Below are 16,855 nucleotides of genomic sequence, written 5' to 3' on the forward strand. Positions count from 1 at the left end.
TAATCATTAAGTCTACTTTATCATATGTAGAAAGTTAGGGGGAATGAAAATGAAAGTTCGTGATTTACCGATTAATATCCAACTCAGATTGTGGGGTTCATTTGTCAATCGCTGTACTTATAGTGCGACACTACCATTTATTGCACTTTATTTAACTGATCAGCTGAATGCAAGAATCGCTGGATTGTTTTTAGCATCAATCGTCTTTGTCCAGTTTATCAGTAATATTTGGGGAGGTTACTTAGTCGACCAATTTCCGAGAAAGAAGATGCTGATATTTGGTTCATTCACAGAAGCATTATCGCTAATATTTATGTGGCTAACCGTTGTCAACTCATGGATTTATCTATTTATGACGACATTTATACTCTTTACCATATTTAGTGCATTTCGCAGACCTTCTATGAGTGCACTTGTACAGGATTCAGCAACAGATGAAAATAAGAAATTATTATATCGTATGGATTACTGGCTAATAAATTTATCACTGGCAATCGGAGCACTCCTGGGTGGGCTATTCTATAGCGAACATAAAAGCTGGCTATTCTTTGCTTCAGCTATGGTGGCACTTATATTAAGTTTCTTATATATGAAATATATTGAAGAAACAAACAGCTTTATCCGTAAAAAAGAACATAATAATGTCTTTGTAGACCTGTTCATTGCCTATCAGACTGTCGTTAAAGATAAACGATTCGTATTGATGGTAATCGGTACGATGTTCATTGCAACTGTGGAGCTCATGACAAGTACTTACGTTGCTGTAAGGCTTCATAAGAACTTTGAAACGATTTACTTATTCAACTTTGAAATTACCGGTGTTCGAATGTTTACAATCATTAACCTCGTTAATACAATTACCGTTGTTTCATTCTCTTTACTAATTGGTAAATGGTTAGATAAATTTAAAGTAAGTAGAATCCTAGGATTTGGGCTATTGATGTACGCAATAGGATATGCTATGCTCACTTCAGCAAATATGTGGTGGCTGATTATCATAGCCATACTTATTGCTACATTTGGTGAAATGATTTTTGCGCCGATTAAAAGTGCTGAAATGCTGACACTAATACCAAAAGAAAAACGAGGTACCTATAATACATTCAGTTCATTCACGTTTAGTGGCGCACAGCTATTATCTAATGGGTCTTTAATCCTCGGAACATATTTAAATCCATATGCGATGAGTGTAGTTGTGTTTGTGATTGTTACAATAGGGGCAATGCTCATGATGAATAGCTTGTTTAAAATGAAAAAGAATTAATATTACATAGATATAAAAACTTTCAGTAGACTGATAATTCCTTAGAAAATTTAATAAACTTTCAGTAGACTGAAAGTTTTTGTATTTTTCTTATCAACCATTGTACTCCCTCTCATTATCAGATAAGATTAAATTATCAGTAAATTTGAAAAGGAGAATGAAAATGTATCCAGATGTTAATAGCACGATGCAAGAGATTGAGCGTTTAGTAAATATTCCAGGTCCGTCAGGTTTTGCGTTTAAAGCAATTGCCTATGTGACTGAAACGTTAGAAGCGGTTGGTTACGATGTACAGCAGACTAATAAAGGCGGGGTATTAGTTACTGTACCTGGAAAAGATGATACACGTCATAAATATTTAACAGCGCATGTTGATACGTTAGGTGCGATGGTTAAAGAGATTCTACCGAGCGGCCGCTTACGTTTATCAATGGTGGGTGGTTTCAGATGGAATGCTGTTGAAGGGGAGTACTGTGAAATCCATGCGAATGATAAAGTGTATACAGGAACGATCTGTCTCCATGAGACAAGTGTCCATGTTTATCGTAACGCAGGTGATATCAAACGTGATGAGGATCATATGGAAGTGCGTATTGATGAAACTGTGAAGTCTCAAGAAGATACTGAACAGTTAGGTATCAGTGTCGGAGATTTTATTACGTTTAATCCAAGATGCGAGATTACTGAATCCGGATTTATAAAATCGCGTCATCTAGACGATAAGGCAAGCGCTGCGATGCTGATTCAATTGTTACGTCATTTAAAAGCTGAAAATATTGAACTGCCGCATACGACACATTTCTATTTCTCAAATAATGAAGAGATCGGTTATGGTGGTAACTCTAATGTTCCGGAACAAGTTGTAGAATATATCGCTGTTGATATGGGGGCGTTAGGTGATGGGCAGGCATCTGATGAATATACGGTATCCATCTGTGCAAAAGATAGCTCAGGACCATATCACTATCAATTGAAACAACATTTAGTAAATCTTTGCAAAGATAATAATATTGATTACAAAGTAGATATTTATCCATATTACGGTAGTGATGCAAGTGCTGCAATGAGTGCTGGTCACGATATTAAACATGGTCTATTTGGAGCGGGTATTGAATCTAGCCATGCGATGGAACGTACACACAAAGATTCGCTACTGAACACAGAAAAACTTATCTATCATTATGTTGTGAGTCCTGTACTTTAAGTTAAATGTTTTTATTCACTCCCTTTCTTCGTTATAATGTATTTATAACAAAGAAAGGGAGTGTTTATTATGGCGAAGAAAGTTCTAATGGTTTTAACGAATCACGACACTTTGAACGATGGCACACCAACAGGTCTTTGGCTCGGTGAGGCTGCAGAGCCTTACAAAGTATTCCAACGCAATAATATTGAAGTAGATTTCGCTTCGATTCAAGGTGGTGCTGTACCACTTGATCCCAATTCTACTCAGAACGACGAAACGAAGAAATTCCAGGACGTCGTACAAAAACTAGGGAAAACATTGAAATTAAGAGATATCGTATTTGAAAACTATGACGGCATATTCATACCAGGAGGCCATGGTACAATGTACGATCTACCAGGAGATCCTGATTTACAGAATATATTGGCGTTCTATAAAGATGATAATCGCGTTATCGGTTCAGTTTGTCATGGTCCAAGCGCATTTATAGGGGCTAAACTAAAAGATGGCAGTTCATTGATCGATGGCGTCAAACTAACTGGATTCACAAATGAAGAGGAACAACAGATGAACTTGGACAACAACGTTCCGTTCGCTTTACAAACTGAACTCGAAACAAACGGCGCAGGTTTTGTGAAAGGTAAGGCATTTGAATCAAATGTCGTAACGGATGGTAAGTTTGTAACTGGACAGAACCCTCAGTCCAGTACAGATGTTGCAGAAGCATTTGTAAAAGCACTATAATAAAAACCGCACTCTTGTGCGGTTTTTATTATATAAAGACAAGCTTGAAAATGATGCCGTTAATGATGCCTATAAGGAGACTTAGCATCGTCCCAAGTAAAATATATTCACTTTTTTTATCGATTTTATCAGGATTATGATGCGTACCATCATCTTTAAGATCATTAAACCGTAATATTGATTTGCTTGCTATTACAAGCCCGATTGCTGTATATTCGCCGAGTATAAAAAATAAAATAACCAGCATTCTTTCTATATAACCTATAAGTAATCCGATGTTATCGGATGTCTTCATTTCACTCGCGCTCATAAAAGTTAAAATACGTTTAACGACCGGGCCTGATAGCAGGTAGAAGAGTGTACCTATCAGCATGATGATTATTTTTAGAGCCATGTTAAACCTCCTTGTAACGACTGGATGATTGAAGGTTCAATAGTGCATTGTGCATCAGAAAATGTTAAATGTTTCTTGATTAGTCCGAGCTGCTTGTAATGCGCTTTATTCAGATGTTCTGAAATAGTGGAAACGCTCTTGTTGTTCAGCTGAGCAATTTCTTTTTGTGTATCGATATAGAGCGACTGCTGGAAGATCGCTTGCTGTAACAGCGAATGATTTTGGACAATTTCAGTAAGATAAGGGAATAAGACATCATTATAAAGCGACATGTCTGTTGCTTCAATCGTAACATAAAAATCACTGATATCTGATTTCTTAATGCGCTCCAGATTATTACGTGCTGCTTTTGTCAGCTTACTGTTCCAGTGTTCAATATGCCGTTTAGGAACCTCCTCATTGCCTGCTGCAATACCAAATTTTACTGGCTGAGATTTATAGGGCCATAACAGTTTAATATAGTACGATATCAATAGCGTCGCATGTGTACAATCACTAACAAAAAAAAGTTCATCGCCCATTCTGTAATTAATATAGCTGAAGTTAAGGGATTGCGTCCATTGTTCGATACTTTCTGTCATCCCTTCGAGAGCTTTACTGATGTCATCTGTATTATTCAGCTGTGTACTATTTGAAACGTCCATAATAAATATAGAAAGCATAATACCCCTCCAAAATTCGGTTATATAACCGAATTTTTAAAATTCCGGCTATATAACCGAATTTTATCATGAGCAACGTAAAATCACAAAGATAGTGCATTAAAGATTGAAGTAATAGCCTTAAAAGGAGCCGAACTATAATTATAAATGATTTTTACGGTATGAATATGTTAATATGATGCTTGAGATGATAAAAGAAGGAGAAAACAAATGAAATTTACAACACTTACACGTGAAGCATTCAGTGCTTTCACAGACCAGCATCCAAGTCATTTTACACAGATGGCTGTAAACTATGATCTGAAGATCTCAGAAGGTATAGAGACACATCTGCTCGGTGTGAAAGATGAGAATAATGAAATCATAGCAGCAGGTCTATTTACATCAGTTCCTATAATGAAAATCTTCAAATATTTCTATTCAAACCGTGGTCCTGTCATGGATTATCACAATAGAGAACTCGTCACGTTCTTCTTTAATGAACTTAAGAAGTATATGAAACAGCATAAAGCGTTAAATTTAAGAATAGACCCTTACGTACCATACCAGTTACGTAATCACGATGGGGACATCATCGAAACATATAAGACAGATGATATTTTTGAAATATTGAAATCCCTTGGTTTCAAGCATGATGGGTTTACAACTGGATTTCACCCGATACACCAAATCAGATGGCATTCAGTCCTGGACCTAAAAGGTAAAACTAAGGAACAGCTCATAAAGGATATGGATAGTCTTAGGAAGCGTAATACTAAGAAGGTCATTAAAAATGGTATTAAAGTAAGATATCTGGAAAAAGACGAGCTCCATATTTTCCGTTCATTTATGCAGGATACAAGTGATAAGAAGGATTTCGAAGATCGTGGAGATGAATATTATATCTCAAGATTAGAAAAATTTGGAGATCGTGTGAAGATGCCGCTTGCCTATATTGACTTTAATACTTATATTCCCGAGCTAGAAGCAGAGCTTACAGAAATAGAACGTGCAATAGACAAAGCCAAAGCTGATATCGAGAGTAAACCAGAAAATAAAAAGGCACAAAATAAGTTAGCGGATAACGAAAGACAAAAACAAGCACTTTTAGAGAAACTGAAAGAAGCACAGCAACTGAAAGAAAATCATGGTGACACATTACCGATTGCTGCTGCGTTTTACTTTATAAATCCACATGAAGTAGTTTATTATGCCGGAGGGTCTTCGAATGAATTCAGACATTTCTCTGGAAGTTATGCAATTCAGTGGCACATGATCAACTATGCTATAGATCATGGCATCGACAAATATAATTTCTATGGCATTAGCGGTATCTTCAATGAGGATGCACCTGACGCGGGTGTTATTAAATTTAAAAAAGGTTATAATGCCGATGTCGTTGAGTATATCGGTGATTTTGAACTCCCTGTCAATAAAGGTGTCTATAATATATACAAACGAATCAAGAAATAAGTATTACTGGAGGCAGTATCTATGAAGTTTACAGAATTAACCGTTGAGGAATATGACCAATATATGTGGAAAACTGAGGCGATGAGTCATTATTTTCAAATGAAGGAGAATATAGAAAATCGTGAACAAAAAGGTTATCCCGTTGTATTGCTTGGTGTAAAAGAAGGAGAACGCGTCATCGCTGCAAGTCTCTTCTCGAAGATTCCGATGCTTGGAGGTTATCAGTACTATTCTAATAGGGGACCTGTGATGGACTTCCATGATTCGAAACTGGTTGACTTCTTCTTCAGAGGTCTTGACCATTACTTGAGACGTCATCAGGCAGTATTCGTAAAGATTGATCCTTATTGGATATACAAACGTTATGACAAGGATGTCAATGAAAAGGATGATGCTGCGAACGATGAGATTATTCATCAGCTCAAACAGCTTGGCTATCAGCATAAAGGATTCAAAAGAGGATACTCACCAGATGAACAAGTACGCTGGATGAGCGTCATGTATTTGCATGGAGAGACCCCGCAATCTCTGATGAAACAATTTGATTCCCAAAGAAAGCGCAATATCAAGAAAGCACAAAAATATGGTGTAAAAGTACGAATGCTGCATAAGGATGAACTGAATCTATTTCTTGATCTCTATCGAGAAACTGAAGAGAGAACCGGATTTATATCAAGACCGGATGACTATATGCAAGGATTCAATGATACATATGGAGAAAATATACTACTACCATTAGCGTATATAGACTTAGATGAATATATGCAGCAACTTTCCGAAGAACTTACACAAGCAGAAACTTCACGAGATCAGATGATGGCAAATGAAAATAAGAGCGAAAAGCAACTGACGAAAATTGCGCAGAAAGATCGTGATATCGATCACATAAAACAAGAGCTGCTTGAAATAAGCGAATTGCGAAAAACAGATGGGCAAATACTAGATCTGGCAGCGGGCATGTTCTTCCAGAATCATTATGAAGTGAATTATTACTCAGGGGGTTCAAGCACAAAATATAACAAGTTCATGGGTCCATATGCAATGCATTGGTATATGATCAATTATTGTCTGGACCATGGCTATGACCGTTATAATTTTTATGGTGTGTCCGGAGATTTCACTGAAGACAGCGAAGATTATGGTGTATATCGTTTTAAACGTGGGTTTAACGCACAGATTGAGGAGCTCGTCGGTGACTTTATAAAACCAATCAATAAAACTAGATACAATGCATATCAGCTATTAACAAATGCGCGTACTAAAGCTGCACAAATAAAACAACGTATAAAAAAGTAATCACTTTAAGTGATTACTTTTTTATATATTTTAGTTTACATAATATATATTATCAGAAGTTATAGATTAGAAACAAACCAGAACCTACTCGTTCTGGTTTAATGCTCTTTTTCATGACGTTTTATAGATTCCATCTCTGATCGATTCTGTATATCATCATAACGTTTCTGTTCATCTAATGCTTGTTGTTTCATGCATTTTGCTTTTCTATGATCGCGTGTCACATACCAGAAAATGATGCTTAAAATTAATGCAATCACAGACAGAAATACAGCATATCCTAACAAGGGCTGATATTTGATGGCATAAAAATTAGGTAAAATAAACGCAGCAATCGCTAAAGCTAAAAACGTTAGAACCGGTGCGAAAATAAATTTTCCCATCAACAATCCAAATAGTATTGAAATAACAACCATTCCTACAATTGAAATCAATAAAAAGTTTGGGATTTCATAAAAACTAATATCTCCTACTATAAACATCCAGTCACTCCTTTATCATTTATTTAATACTTTTAGTATTATATCCAATTTGTCGCTAAATATAACATAAAATCATAAATAAACGAACTTTCTAAATTATTAGAATAGTAGTACAATGAGAGTGTTAATTTAAAAATGAAAGGAAGATGATTTATGGGATTACCATCAAGAAGTGAAGTTAATGTGTCAGAAACATGGGATTTATCTCCCCTATTTAAAGATGATGCTTCGTTTTATCAAGCGTTAGAACAAGCAGTAGAAAATGCACGTGAATTCAACAAGAAATATAAAGGTAATTTAAACAACGCAGACATAATCCATGAAGCGTTAGATACATATGCAGAGCTTAATATCGTATTAGATACTTTAGGAAATTATGCAAACTTGCAGTTCAGCACAGATCAGACAAACCCCGATGCCGGAAAACTATATAGCAAATTTTCTTCAAGTTACGGTAAGATTGCAAGCGAGCTTACATTTTTAAATTCGGAACTTATAGCAAAAGAAGAATCAGAGCTTATAACTTTGAAAGATACCCTGCCATATAGTCGTTTCTTTGAAAAATTAATTAAAGCGAAACCATATGAATTACATCCAGAGGTTGAAAAGGCTTTAGCATCGTTCTCTCCAGTGTTTAATGCTCCTTATAATTTATATGATACGACTAAAATGCAGGATATCGATTTCGGTACATTTGAAGCACACGGTAAGACGATACCGATGAGTTATGTTTCGTTCGAAGGTGAACTAGAAGTTGATAATGATACAGAAGTTAGACGCAACGCCTTTAAAGCTTTCTCTAATACTTTGAGAAGGTACGAACACACTACAGCAAAGACTTATGATACACAAGTGCAGCAGGAAAAGATTGAATCTGAATTAAGAGGATATGATTCAGTCATTGACTTCCTGTTACATGATCAGGAAGTGTCACGTGATCTATACAATCGCCAAATTGATTTAATAACGAAAGAACTTGCTCCACATATGCGTCGTTATGCAAAACTGATACAAAAAGCAAATAAACTTGAAACAATGAAATTTGAAGACTTAAAAATTTCATTGGATGAGTCATCTGAACCAGATATTACAGTAGAAGAATCACGTGATTACATTAAGAAAGCACTTTCTGTAATGGGCGAAGAATATATGCAGCTCGTGAACGATTCTTATGACAAACGCTATATTGATTTTGTACAGAATAAAGGGAAATCTACTGGTGCTTTTTGTGCAAGTCCATATGCTACGAATCCGTTTATCTTAATTTCATGGACGTCTAAAATGACTGAAGTATTTGTGTTAGCACATGAATTAGGACATGCTGGTCATTTTAACTATGCGAATAATAACCAGAATATATTTGATGCTAACTGCTCGCTGTATTTTGTAGAAGCACCAAGTACGATGAATGAAATGCTTATGGCAAATTACTTATTAAAAGAATCGGATGATCCTAAGTTTAAACGCTGGGTGATTGCATCGATTATCTCTAGAACGTACTATCACAATTTTGTGACACACTTGTTAGAAGCGGCATATCAACGTGAAGTCTATAATCGCGTAGATGCAGGTGAATCGCTTACTGCCCCACTTCTTAATGAAATAAAGCGTAACGTCATTTCAGATTTCTGGGGAGATGCTGTGGAAATTACTGAAGGTGCGGAACTGACATGGATGCGTCAACCTCACTATTATATGGGGTTATATCCGTATACGTATTCTGCAGGACTAACGATTGCGACACTTATGTCTAAACGAATATTAGAAGAAGGACAACCTGCTGTAGAAGCTTGGACTGAAGTATTAAAGGCTGGTGGCTCTAAAGCTCCTGTAGAACTTGCCAAAATGGTCAATATTGATTTAACTACGGATGCCCCACTTAAAGAAACGATTGCTTATATCGGAAGTCTCGTTGATGAACTTGAAAAGCTAACAGAAGAAATTGAGAATTAATAAAGGACTGATGTGTAATGTCTAAACAAAAAGTAGTTGTCATTACTGGTGATCAGAGTGGTATCGGTAAATGTATTAAAGAAAGTTTTGAAAAAATTGGCGCAATTGTATGTGGTATCGATATACAGGAAGGAAGTTTTTATCACGGTGATATCGCTGATGAGAAGGTACTGGAAGCATTTGTGTCGAAAGTAATAACACACTACCAAAAAGTAGATATTATTATTAATAACGCATTACCAGCTATGAAAGGTATTGATGATTGTACATATGAAGAATTTCAACATGCGCTTTCAGTCGGTGTAACTGCCCCATTCTATCTTGTGAAGTTATTGAAACCTCATCTAAGTGAAGGTGCGTCAATTGTAAATATCAGCTCTACTCGTGCAGCGATGAGTCAAGCTCAGACTGAAAGTTACAGCGCAGCAAAAGGCGGTATTCATGCGCTTACCCATGCACTGGCAGTGAGTTTAAGCGGCATTGCGCGTGTAAATGCTATCAGTCCGGGGTGGATTGACACTACAAATACAATCTATAAAGGTGCAAATGCGTACCAGCACCCTGCAGGTCGTGTTGGTAAACCTGAAGATATTGCGGAAATGGCCAAATTTCTATGTTCAGAAGCAGCAGCATTTATAACAGGCGAAAATATTACGATTGACGGTGGTATGAGTAAATTAATGATTTATCACAATGACCAGGGATGGTCATTACAATAAAAATAAAAAAACGGCTGAATTGAAGTGCACCCCTAAAGTTGAACCTTAAAATTCAACTTTAGGGGTGTTTATTTTGAATAAAAAGCATGATCTTGATTTTAAATTAAAACTAATCAAAGAATATAAAGAAGGAAATATTGGTTATGATTCATTAAGTAACAAATATGATATCGATCCTTCACAACTAAAAACATGGACTTACCAATTTGATACCTTCGGTATTGACGGTCTTATATCCAGTATGACCAGAAAGAAATATTCAACAGATGAAAAATTAAGAATCATTCAGTATAGAATTACTAATCAACTTTCATATAAAGAAACTGCTAGAATCTTTGATATTACTAATCCTACTTTAATAGCTCAGTGGCAGATGAAATACAATCAATATGGTATCCTAGGTTTAGAATCAAAACCGAAGGGTCGTGCGTCTAAAACTATGAAAAATAAAAAGGTTGATAACACTAGTTTAAACGAAAGTGAACGACAAGAATTAATACGCTTACGTGAGGAAAACAGGAGATTAGAAATCGCAATTGCTCTCGAAAAAAAGTTACAATCCTTAGCTCGAAAAAATCAAACAAAGAAATAGTAGCTGCTATTATTGAGTTAAGGAATGAATCTAACTATAAGTTAAAAGAAATATTATCAGTAGCTATGATAGCGAAAAGTGTATACCATTATTGGAAATTACGACTTAGTGTCACTAAACATAAAGACAATTATTTAATTACTTTGATTAAAGAAATCATTAACAAACATAAAAATAGGATAGGTTATCGTACAGTAACCGACGAACTAAGAGAGTTAGGTTTTGTAGTTAACCATAAAAAAGTTCTTAGAATAATGAGAGAAAATAATTTACTTTGTACAAAGTTTAAGCATAGAAATAGAACATATAAGTCGTACAAAGGGAAAGTTGGCAAAACAGCTAAGAATAAATTGAATCGCAGATTCGTAACTAATCGCCCATATCAAAAATTACTTACTGATGTAACACAATTCAACATTAAAAATGGAACTAAGCTATATCTGTCAACAATTTTTGATGTATGTTCGAAAGAGATTATTTCTTATTCAATTAGTAAGCGTCCAACATTGGAATTCGTTATGGAATCATTGTTAAAAGCAATTAATGTAATTCCGAGACCTTCCCTATAGAACTACAATCCATTCCGATCAAGGGTGGCAATATCAGCATAAATCTTGGGTACAATCTTTGAAAAAGAATAGAATTATTCAAAGCATGTCTAGAAAAGGTAATTGTCTTGATAATTCTCCGATGGAGAATTTCTTTGGTATTTTAAAACAAGAAATGTTTTATGGAGAAACATTTGATTCTTATGATGAACTAGAAGAGGAGATTATTGACTATATGGAGTATTATAATTTAGTCAGAAAGAAGAGAAAATTAAAAAGCAAGACTCCTGTAGAATACAGAAATCTTGCTTTAATGAAAGTAGCTTAATAAAAAGTTCAACTTTTTGGGTTCACTACAAATCAGCCGTTTTTTTATTGATTTAATTTAATTTTATCGGGTTCAATAGTAATGCGCTTATTCTTATATAATCTGCCGATTGCGCGTTTAAAGCTACCTTTGCTCATATTAAATACTTCTTTAATCGCTTCAGGATCTGATTTATCAGAAAACGGAAGCTCCCCGCCATACTCATTCAGCATCGTTAAGATCATTTCAGAATCATCATCCATACGTTCATGCGCAAGTGGTAAAAATGAGCCGTTTAATATCCCATCTTCTTTATGACCAATGATACGTACTTCTACAGCTTCACCAAGACGTGGTTCGCTACGTCGTTCTGATTCATGTACGAAGATTTTATACCCTTCTTTTGATAGTAAAAATGTGCCGACACGTAAGAGTCGATAAGGATGTGCTGTAATCGTTGTATGAAGTAATGTTTCAGGCGCCGCTGTATACATCGTATCTACAATCGTTTCACTTGCAAGACGACCATATAACTGATCATTTCGGTCAACGCGTAAACATGCAAATACTTCATCTCCTGCCTCAGGCCACACTTCTTTTAATTTGGGAAGATCTTCCCAAGGGATGATGATCTCACGTGGTATACCGATATCTACGGTTACACCATCACGGTCTTTTTTGATAACCTTTACCCAATCATAACGATCTGTTGAGATATCAGGTATGTTTTGTGTTGCAAATAGATCGCCAGTACGACCTGGATAAACGAAAAATGAATAATCTTCGCCGATTTCTAGCTCATCACCCTCTAATACTTCAGATGCATTGAGCTTTACTTCTTCGCTGTTTGGTCCTAATAAATAATAAGTAGATCCTTCTAAACGGTCTACACGAAGGAAGTCGATACTTCCTGATAATTGTTTTTGTTCCATATGTCTCTCCTTTAAGGCTCTGCCTTTATCAATTACTTATTATAACACATAATTAAAATATAGTCTGTTAATGTATAAATGTACCGGAAAGCATGCTATTATTGAATATGGAATGCAAATTTGTTATCCAAATATGGTATAATTTACGCGAAATAATTATAAAGGAGATCATACATGTTACAAGTATCTAATGTAAGTTTACGTTTCGGCGATAGAAAGTTATTCGAGGATGTAAACATTAAATTTACTCCAGGCAACTGTTATGGTTTAATCGGTGCAAATGGTGCCGGAAAATCAACTTTTTTAAAAATCCTATCTGGTGAAATTGATTCACAGACAGGCCACGTTTCATTAGGAAAAGATGAGCGTTTATCTGTTTTAAAACAGGATCACTTTGCTTATGAAGAGGAACGCGTATTAGACGTCGTACTTCGTGGGAACGAAAGATTATGGACTGTAATGAAGGAAAAAGATGAAATCTACATGAAACCTGACTTTTCGGATGAAGATGGTATGCGCGCAGCTGAACTTGAAGGCGAATTTGGTGAAATGGGAGGCTGGACTGCAGAAAGTGATGCACAAGTATTACTCTCTGGACTCGGTATTAAAGACGATCTGCACGAAAAGAAAATGTCAGAGCTTGAAAACAATCAGAAGATCAAAGTGCTCTTAGCACAGGCACTATTTGGTGAACCTGATGTATTATTACTGGATGAGCCGACGAACGGGCTTGATATCCCTGCCATCAGCTGGTTAGAAGAATTTTTAATCAACTTTGAGAACACTGTGATCGTAGTATCCCATGACCGTCACTTCTTGAACAACGTATGTACGCATATTGCTGATCTTGACTACGGTAAGATTAAGATCTATGTTGGTAACTATGACTTCTGGTATCAGTCGAGTGAACTTGCACAGCAAATGTTACAGGATTCAAACAAGAAGAAAGAAGAAAAAATTAAAGAACTTCAAGATTTCGTTGCACGTTTCTCAGCAAACGCATCAAAATCTAAGCAAGCAACGAGCCGTAAGAAGATGCTTGAAAAAATTGAACTTGACGACATCCAGCCATCAAGTCGTAAGTACCCATTCGTTAACTTTAAACCTGAACGCGAAATCGGTAATGAGCTGCTTCAAGTGCAAGGATTATCAAAATCAATTGATGGCGTTAAGGTCTTAGATAACATTTCATTCACAATGAATCCAAATGATAAAGCTGTGCTTGTCGGTGATTCAGAGATTGCTAAGACAACATTACTAAAAATCTTGGCCGGAGAAATGGAGCCTGATGAAGGTACTTATAAATGGGGTGTCACTACAAGTCAGACGTATTTACCAAAAGATAACTCTGAATACTTTGATGGCAAAAACATTGACCTTGTAGAATGGTTACGTCAGTATGCTCCACCAGAAGAACAAACTGAAACATTCTTACGTGGTTTCCTAGGACGTATGCTTTTCTCAGGTGAAGAAGTTCGCAAGAAAGCAACCGTATTATCAGGTGGAGAGAAAGTACGTTGTATGTTAAGTAAGATGATGTTGTCTAGTGCAAACGTATTATTATTAGATGAACCAACAAACCACCTCGACTTAGAAAGTATCACTGCAGTAAATGATGGCCTTAAAGCATTTAAAGGCTCAATCATCTTTACTTCACATGACTTTGAATTCATCAATACTATCGCTAACCGTGTCATCGACTTAAATGTAACTGGTGGTCTATCAAAAGAGATCACTTATGAAGAATACTTAAAGGAACAAGGCGTATTAAAATAATTTTCTAAAAATACTTTACAATTCAGAATACTTTTTGTATGATTATATTCATAACTTAATAAAGAAACAGATGAGGCGCATCAATCATGAGTACATAACTACCCTACTGCAATAAGTTATGGAAAGGGTGCGATGCCGAAACGCTATATTATGTTGCAGCATATATAGTGTTGGATTCACAGGTTAAGAGCTAGGAATCTGTCATTATATTACTATAATGGAGTGCATCGCTTGTATATAAACGTTAACAAGCCCGGAGCATATCCGGGCTTGTTTTTTTGTTGCAGATGCCATAGGGGGATTTTAATTGCATAATCAAATAACTCAATCAAACATTCGTATATTAAAGTTTGGAGGTACATCAGTTAGTGATTTCGATAAGATTAGCACAGTCGCTAATTACTTAAAGGAACGCACAGAAAATAATGAAAAACTAGTTGTCGTCGTTTCTGCAATGGGAAAAACTACAGATGACCTTATGAGAAATGTCAGTTCAATCTCTAGTACACCGAAAGAAAGTGCATTAGCGATGCTGCTTACTACTGGAGAACAGCAGACCATCTCTTACTTATCGATTATATTGCATGATCTACACGTTGCATCTATTGCGATGACCGGTAGTCAGGCGGGCATTCGCACGAAAGGACATTATCTTAAAAGTAAGATTACTGAAATTAATGATCAGAAGCTCATTGAAAATTTCAAATCACATGATGTTATCATTATCGCAGGGTTTCAAGGTATAAATGAACAGGATGAAATTACTACGCTCGGCCGTGGTGGTAGTGATACTACGGCGGTAGCACTAGCAGCAGCGTTAAGCGCTCCTTGTGAAATTTATACAGACGTTACAGGTGTCTTTGGAACAGACCCACGTATCTATCCTGAGACAAGACATATAGATGAGTTAAGCTTTGAAGAGATGATGGAACTCTCCTCTCTCGGATCTGGAGTACTTGAGACAAGAAGTGTTGAAATTGCTAGAAACTATAATATTCCGATTTATCTCGGAAAAACTTTATCGAATGAGAGAGGAACCTGGATTATGCCAAAAGACCAAATACTCGAGAAAAAAGCAGTGACTGGTGTCGCCTTAGATAACGATATGGAGTATGTGACACTAAGCTACCCGATGAATGATACGAAATTATTAAATCAATTATTTGATGAATTAGAACAAGAAGAAGTCAATATCGATATGATATCTCAAATCGTAAACTTAGATGGCCTTCAAATTTCATTCACAATGAAAGACACAGATAAGTTACAGATTGAACGTATTTTTAATAGATTAAGTACAAACTACCCGGCTATCAGCCATCAGTCGCGTTCAACGTATGCAAAGCTTTCTGTTATCGGTTCAGGTATGAGAGATATGAGCGGCGTTGCATCAAAGGTATTTAAATCATTGATTCATAATGAAATCCCCTTCTATCAGGTAACAACAAGTGAAATATCAATTTCATATGTTATAGATAAAGAAAACGGTGAACATGCAGTACAGTCATTATGTAAAGTATTTAATATATAAAATTAAGGAGAGTCAATTATGTATAAAATTGCAGTTGTAGGTGCTACAGGTTTAGTCGGACAAAAAATGCTTGAAGTTTTAGAAAGAAAGCAGATTCCATTTAATGAACTCGTATTATATTCCTCACCGCGTTCAGCCGGTAAATCTATGGAATATCAAGGCAAGACTTATACAGTAAGAGCTTTGACTGAAGAAGAAGCAGACCAGAAATTTGATTTTGTGCTTATGAGTGCAGGCGGTGCTACAAGTGAACGTTTTTCACCTATCTTTGAATCAGCAGGCAGCATCGTAATAGATAATTCAAGTGCTTTTAGAATGCATGAGGATATCGACCTCATTGTTCCTGAAGTTAATTCACCTAAACTTAAACGTAAAATTATCGCTAATCCGAACTGTTCTACGATTCAGTCTGTCGTACCTCTTAAACCACTGCAAGATAAATATGGTATTAGACGCGTCGCCTACACAACTTATCAAGCAGTGTCAGGAAGCGGTGTCGCAGGCATCAATGATCTTAAAAATGGCGCACAAGGGATTGCACCGACAAACTATCCCCACCCTATCTATAACAATGCTTTACCTCATATCGATGTATTCTTAGACAGTGGATACACAAAAGAAGAACAGAAGATGATTGATGAGACGAAGAAGATTCTTGGATTACAAGATGTAAAGGTGACAGCAACTTGTGTCAGAATCCCAGTTCAGGATAGCCATTCAGTTGCAATCAATGTCACACTTGATAAAGAAGCTACAGTTGAAGAGATAAAACAGCTCTTCGAAAATGACGATTCAGTCGTGCTTATAGATAATCCACAGGACAATGAATACCCTATGGCGATTACAGCGACAGGAACTGATCATGTTTATGTAGGACGAATCAGAAGAGATGACTCATTAGAGAATTCCTTCCATATCTGGTGTACTGCCGATAACCTTCTAAAAGGCGCAGCACTGAATGCGGTTCAAATTCTAGGACAGATTCATACGCATCAATTAAATCGATAAGGAGTGAAA

General features: G+C 36.1%; 17 protein-coding genes and 1 riboswitch. Of the genes, 13 read left to right on the plus strand and 4 right to left on the minus strand.

Features of this window, described 5'->3' with window-relative positions:
- Positions 1-49 precede the first annotated feature (49 nt).
- From QA539_RS05345 to QA539_RS05355, 3 genes are all read left to right on the plus strand, one after another.
- Complete coding sequence (locus QA539_RS05345) at positions 50-1,264, plus strand: MFS transporter (protein WP_419894921.1); 1,215 nt, start codon at positions 50-52, stop codon at positions 1,262-1,264.
- Positions 1,265-1,427: 163 nt separating this feature from the next.
- Positions 1,428-2,468 carry a M42 family metallopeptidase gene (locus tag QA539_RS05350; RefSeq protein WP_419894922.1) on the plus strand — a complete coding sequence of 347 codons (1,041 nt, stop codon included), beginning with the start codon at positions 1,428-1,430 and terminating at the stop codon, positions 2,466-2,468.
- 69 nt (positions 2,469-2,537) lie between these two features.
- On the plus strand, positions 2,538-3,194 hold the full coding sequence (locus QA539_RS05355; protein WP_219494777.1) for a type 1 glutamine amidotransferase domain-containing protein: 657 nt from the start codon (positions 2,538-2,540) through the stop codon (positions 3,192-3,194).
- A 28-nt stretch (positions 3,195-3,222) separates the two neighbouring features.
- On the opposite strand, the gene QA539_RS05360 is transcribed toward QA539_RS05355, so the two are convergent.
- Positions 3,223-3,588 (minus strand): hypothetical protein, encoded by a 366-nt coding sequence (locus QA539_RS05360; protein WP_012656944.1) that lies wholly within the window; start codon positions 3,586-3,588, stop codon positions 3,223-3,225.
- Positions 3,579-4,250 carry a hypothetical protein gene (locus QA539_RS05365; protein WP_219494778.1) on the minus strand — a complete coding sequence of 224 codons (672 nt, stop codon included), beginning with the start codon at positions 4,248-4,250 and terminating at the stop codon, positions 3,579-3,581. Before QA539_RS05365 ends, QA539_RS05360 begins: the two co-directional genes overlap by 10 nt.
- 210 nt (positions 4,251-4,460) lie before the next feature.
- Between QA539_RS05365 and QA539_RS05370 the strand changes: the two genes are divergently transcribed.
- Positions 4,461-5,702 carry an aminoacyltransferase gene (locus QA539_RS05370; RefSeq protein ID WP_219494779.1) on the plus strand — a complete coding sequence of 414 codons (1,242 nt, stop codon included), beginning with the start codon at positions 4,461-4,463 and terminating at the stop codon, positions 5,700-5,702.
- Positions 5,703-5,723: 21 nt separating this feature from the next.
- On the plus strand, positions 5,724-6,998 hold the full coding sequence (locus tag QA539_RS05375; protein WP_219494780.1) for an aminoacyltransferase: 1,275 nt from the start codon (positions 5,724-5,726) through the stop codon (positions 6,996-6,998).
- A gap of 98 nt (positions 6,999-7,096) precedes the next feature.
- Here the strand turns inward: QA539_RS05375 and QA539_RS05380 are convergent, their stop codons facing one another.
- The gene (locus tag QA539_RS05380; protein WP_419894923.1) at positions 7,097-7,480 is read right to left on the minus strand and encodes an MptD family putative ECF transporter S component; all 384 of its coding nucleotides are present in this window, start codon (positions 7,478-7,480) and stop codon (positions 7,097-7,099) included.
- A gap of 153 nt (positions 7,481-7,633) precedes the next feature.
- On the opposite strand from QA539_RS05380, the gene pepF reads away from it, so the two are divergent.
- The 5 genes from pepF to QA539_RS05405 all read left to right on the plus strand — a co-directional run bounded on the left by pepF (position 7,634) and on the right by QA539_RS05405 (position 11,620).
- On the plus strand, positions 7,634-9,433 hold the full coding sequence (gene pepF / locus QA539_RS05385; RefSeq protein ID WP_283722163.1) for an oligoendopeptidase F: 1,800 nt from the start codon (positions 7,634-7,636) through the stop codon (positions 9,431-9,433).
- Between the two features lie 17 nt (positions 9,434-9,450).
- Entirely contained in the window at positions 9,451-10,152 is a 702-nt protein-coding gene (locus QA539_RS05390) for an SDR family oxidoreductase (RefSeq protein ID WP_283722162.1), read from the plus strand.
- Positions 10,153-10,216: 64 nt separating this feature from the next.
- Entirely contained in the window at positions 10,217-10,744 is a 528-nt protein-coding gene (locus QA539_RS05395; protein ID WP_086039228.1) for a helix-turn-helix domain-containing protein, read from the plus strand.
- A gap of 11 nt (positions 10,745-10,755) precedes the next feature.
- Positions 10,756-11,313: an IS3 family transposase gene (locus QA539_RS05400; protein WP_419895595.1), complete on the plus strand. Its 558-nt coding sequence runs from the start codon at positions 10,756-10,758 to the stop codon at positions 11,311-11,313.
- A gap of 58 nt (positions 11,314-11,371) precedes the next feature.
- Positions 11,372-11,620, plus strand: a complete 249-nt coding sequence (locus tag QA539_RS05405) for an IS3 family transposase (protein ID WP_219503253.1) — start codon at positions 11,372-11,374, stop codon at positions 11,618-11,620.
- A 44-nt stretch (positions 11,621-11,664) separates the two neighbouring features.
- Here QA539_RS05405 and QA539_RS05410 read toward each other — a convergent pair whose 3' ends face one another.
- Positions 11,665-12,531, minus strand: a complete 867-nt coding sequence (locus QA539_RS05410) for a CvfB family protein (protein ID WP_219494784.1) — start codon at positions 12,529-12,531, stop codon at positions 11,665-11,667.
- A 174-nt stretch (positions 12,532-12,705) separates the two neighbouring features.
- Between QA539_RS05410 and QA539_RS05415 the strand changes: the two genes are divergently transcribed.
- The 3 genes from QA539_RS05415 to QA539_RS05425 all read left to right on the plus strand — a co-directional run bounded on the left by QA539_RS05415 (position 12,706) and on the right by QA539_RS05425 (position 16,846).
- Entirely contained in the window at positions 12,706-14,307 is a 1,602-nt protein-coding gene (locus QA539_RS05415; RefSeq protein WP_283722161.1) for an ABC-F family ATP-binding cassette domain-containing protein, read from the plus strand.
- 62 nt (positions 14,308-14,369) lie between these two features.
- Positions 14,370-14,543: riboswitch (Lysine riboswitch) on the plus strand.
- 71 nt (positions 14,544-14,614) lie between these two features.
- The gene (locus QA539_RS05420) at positions 14,615-15,838 is read left to right on the plus strand and encodes an aspartate kinase (protein WP_219494786.1); all 1,224 of its coding nucleotides are present in this window, start codon (positions 14,615-14,617) and stop codon (positions 15,836-15,838) included.
- Between the two features lie 18 nt (positions 15,839-15,856).
- Complete coding sequence (locus QA539_RS05425) at positions 15,857-16,846, plus strand: aspartate-semialdehyde dehydrogenase (protein WP_283722159.1); 990 nt, start codon at positions 15,857-15,859, stop codon at positions 16,844-16,846.
- Positions 16,847-16,855: the final 9 nt, after the last annotated feature.

The organism is Macrococcus psychrotolerans (assembly GCF_038095555.1).
Classification (GTDB): Bacteria; Bacillota; Bacilli; order Staphylococcales; family Staphylococcaceae; genus Macrococcoides; species Macrococcoides psychrotolerans.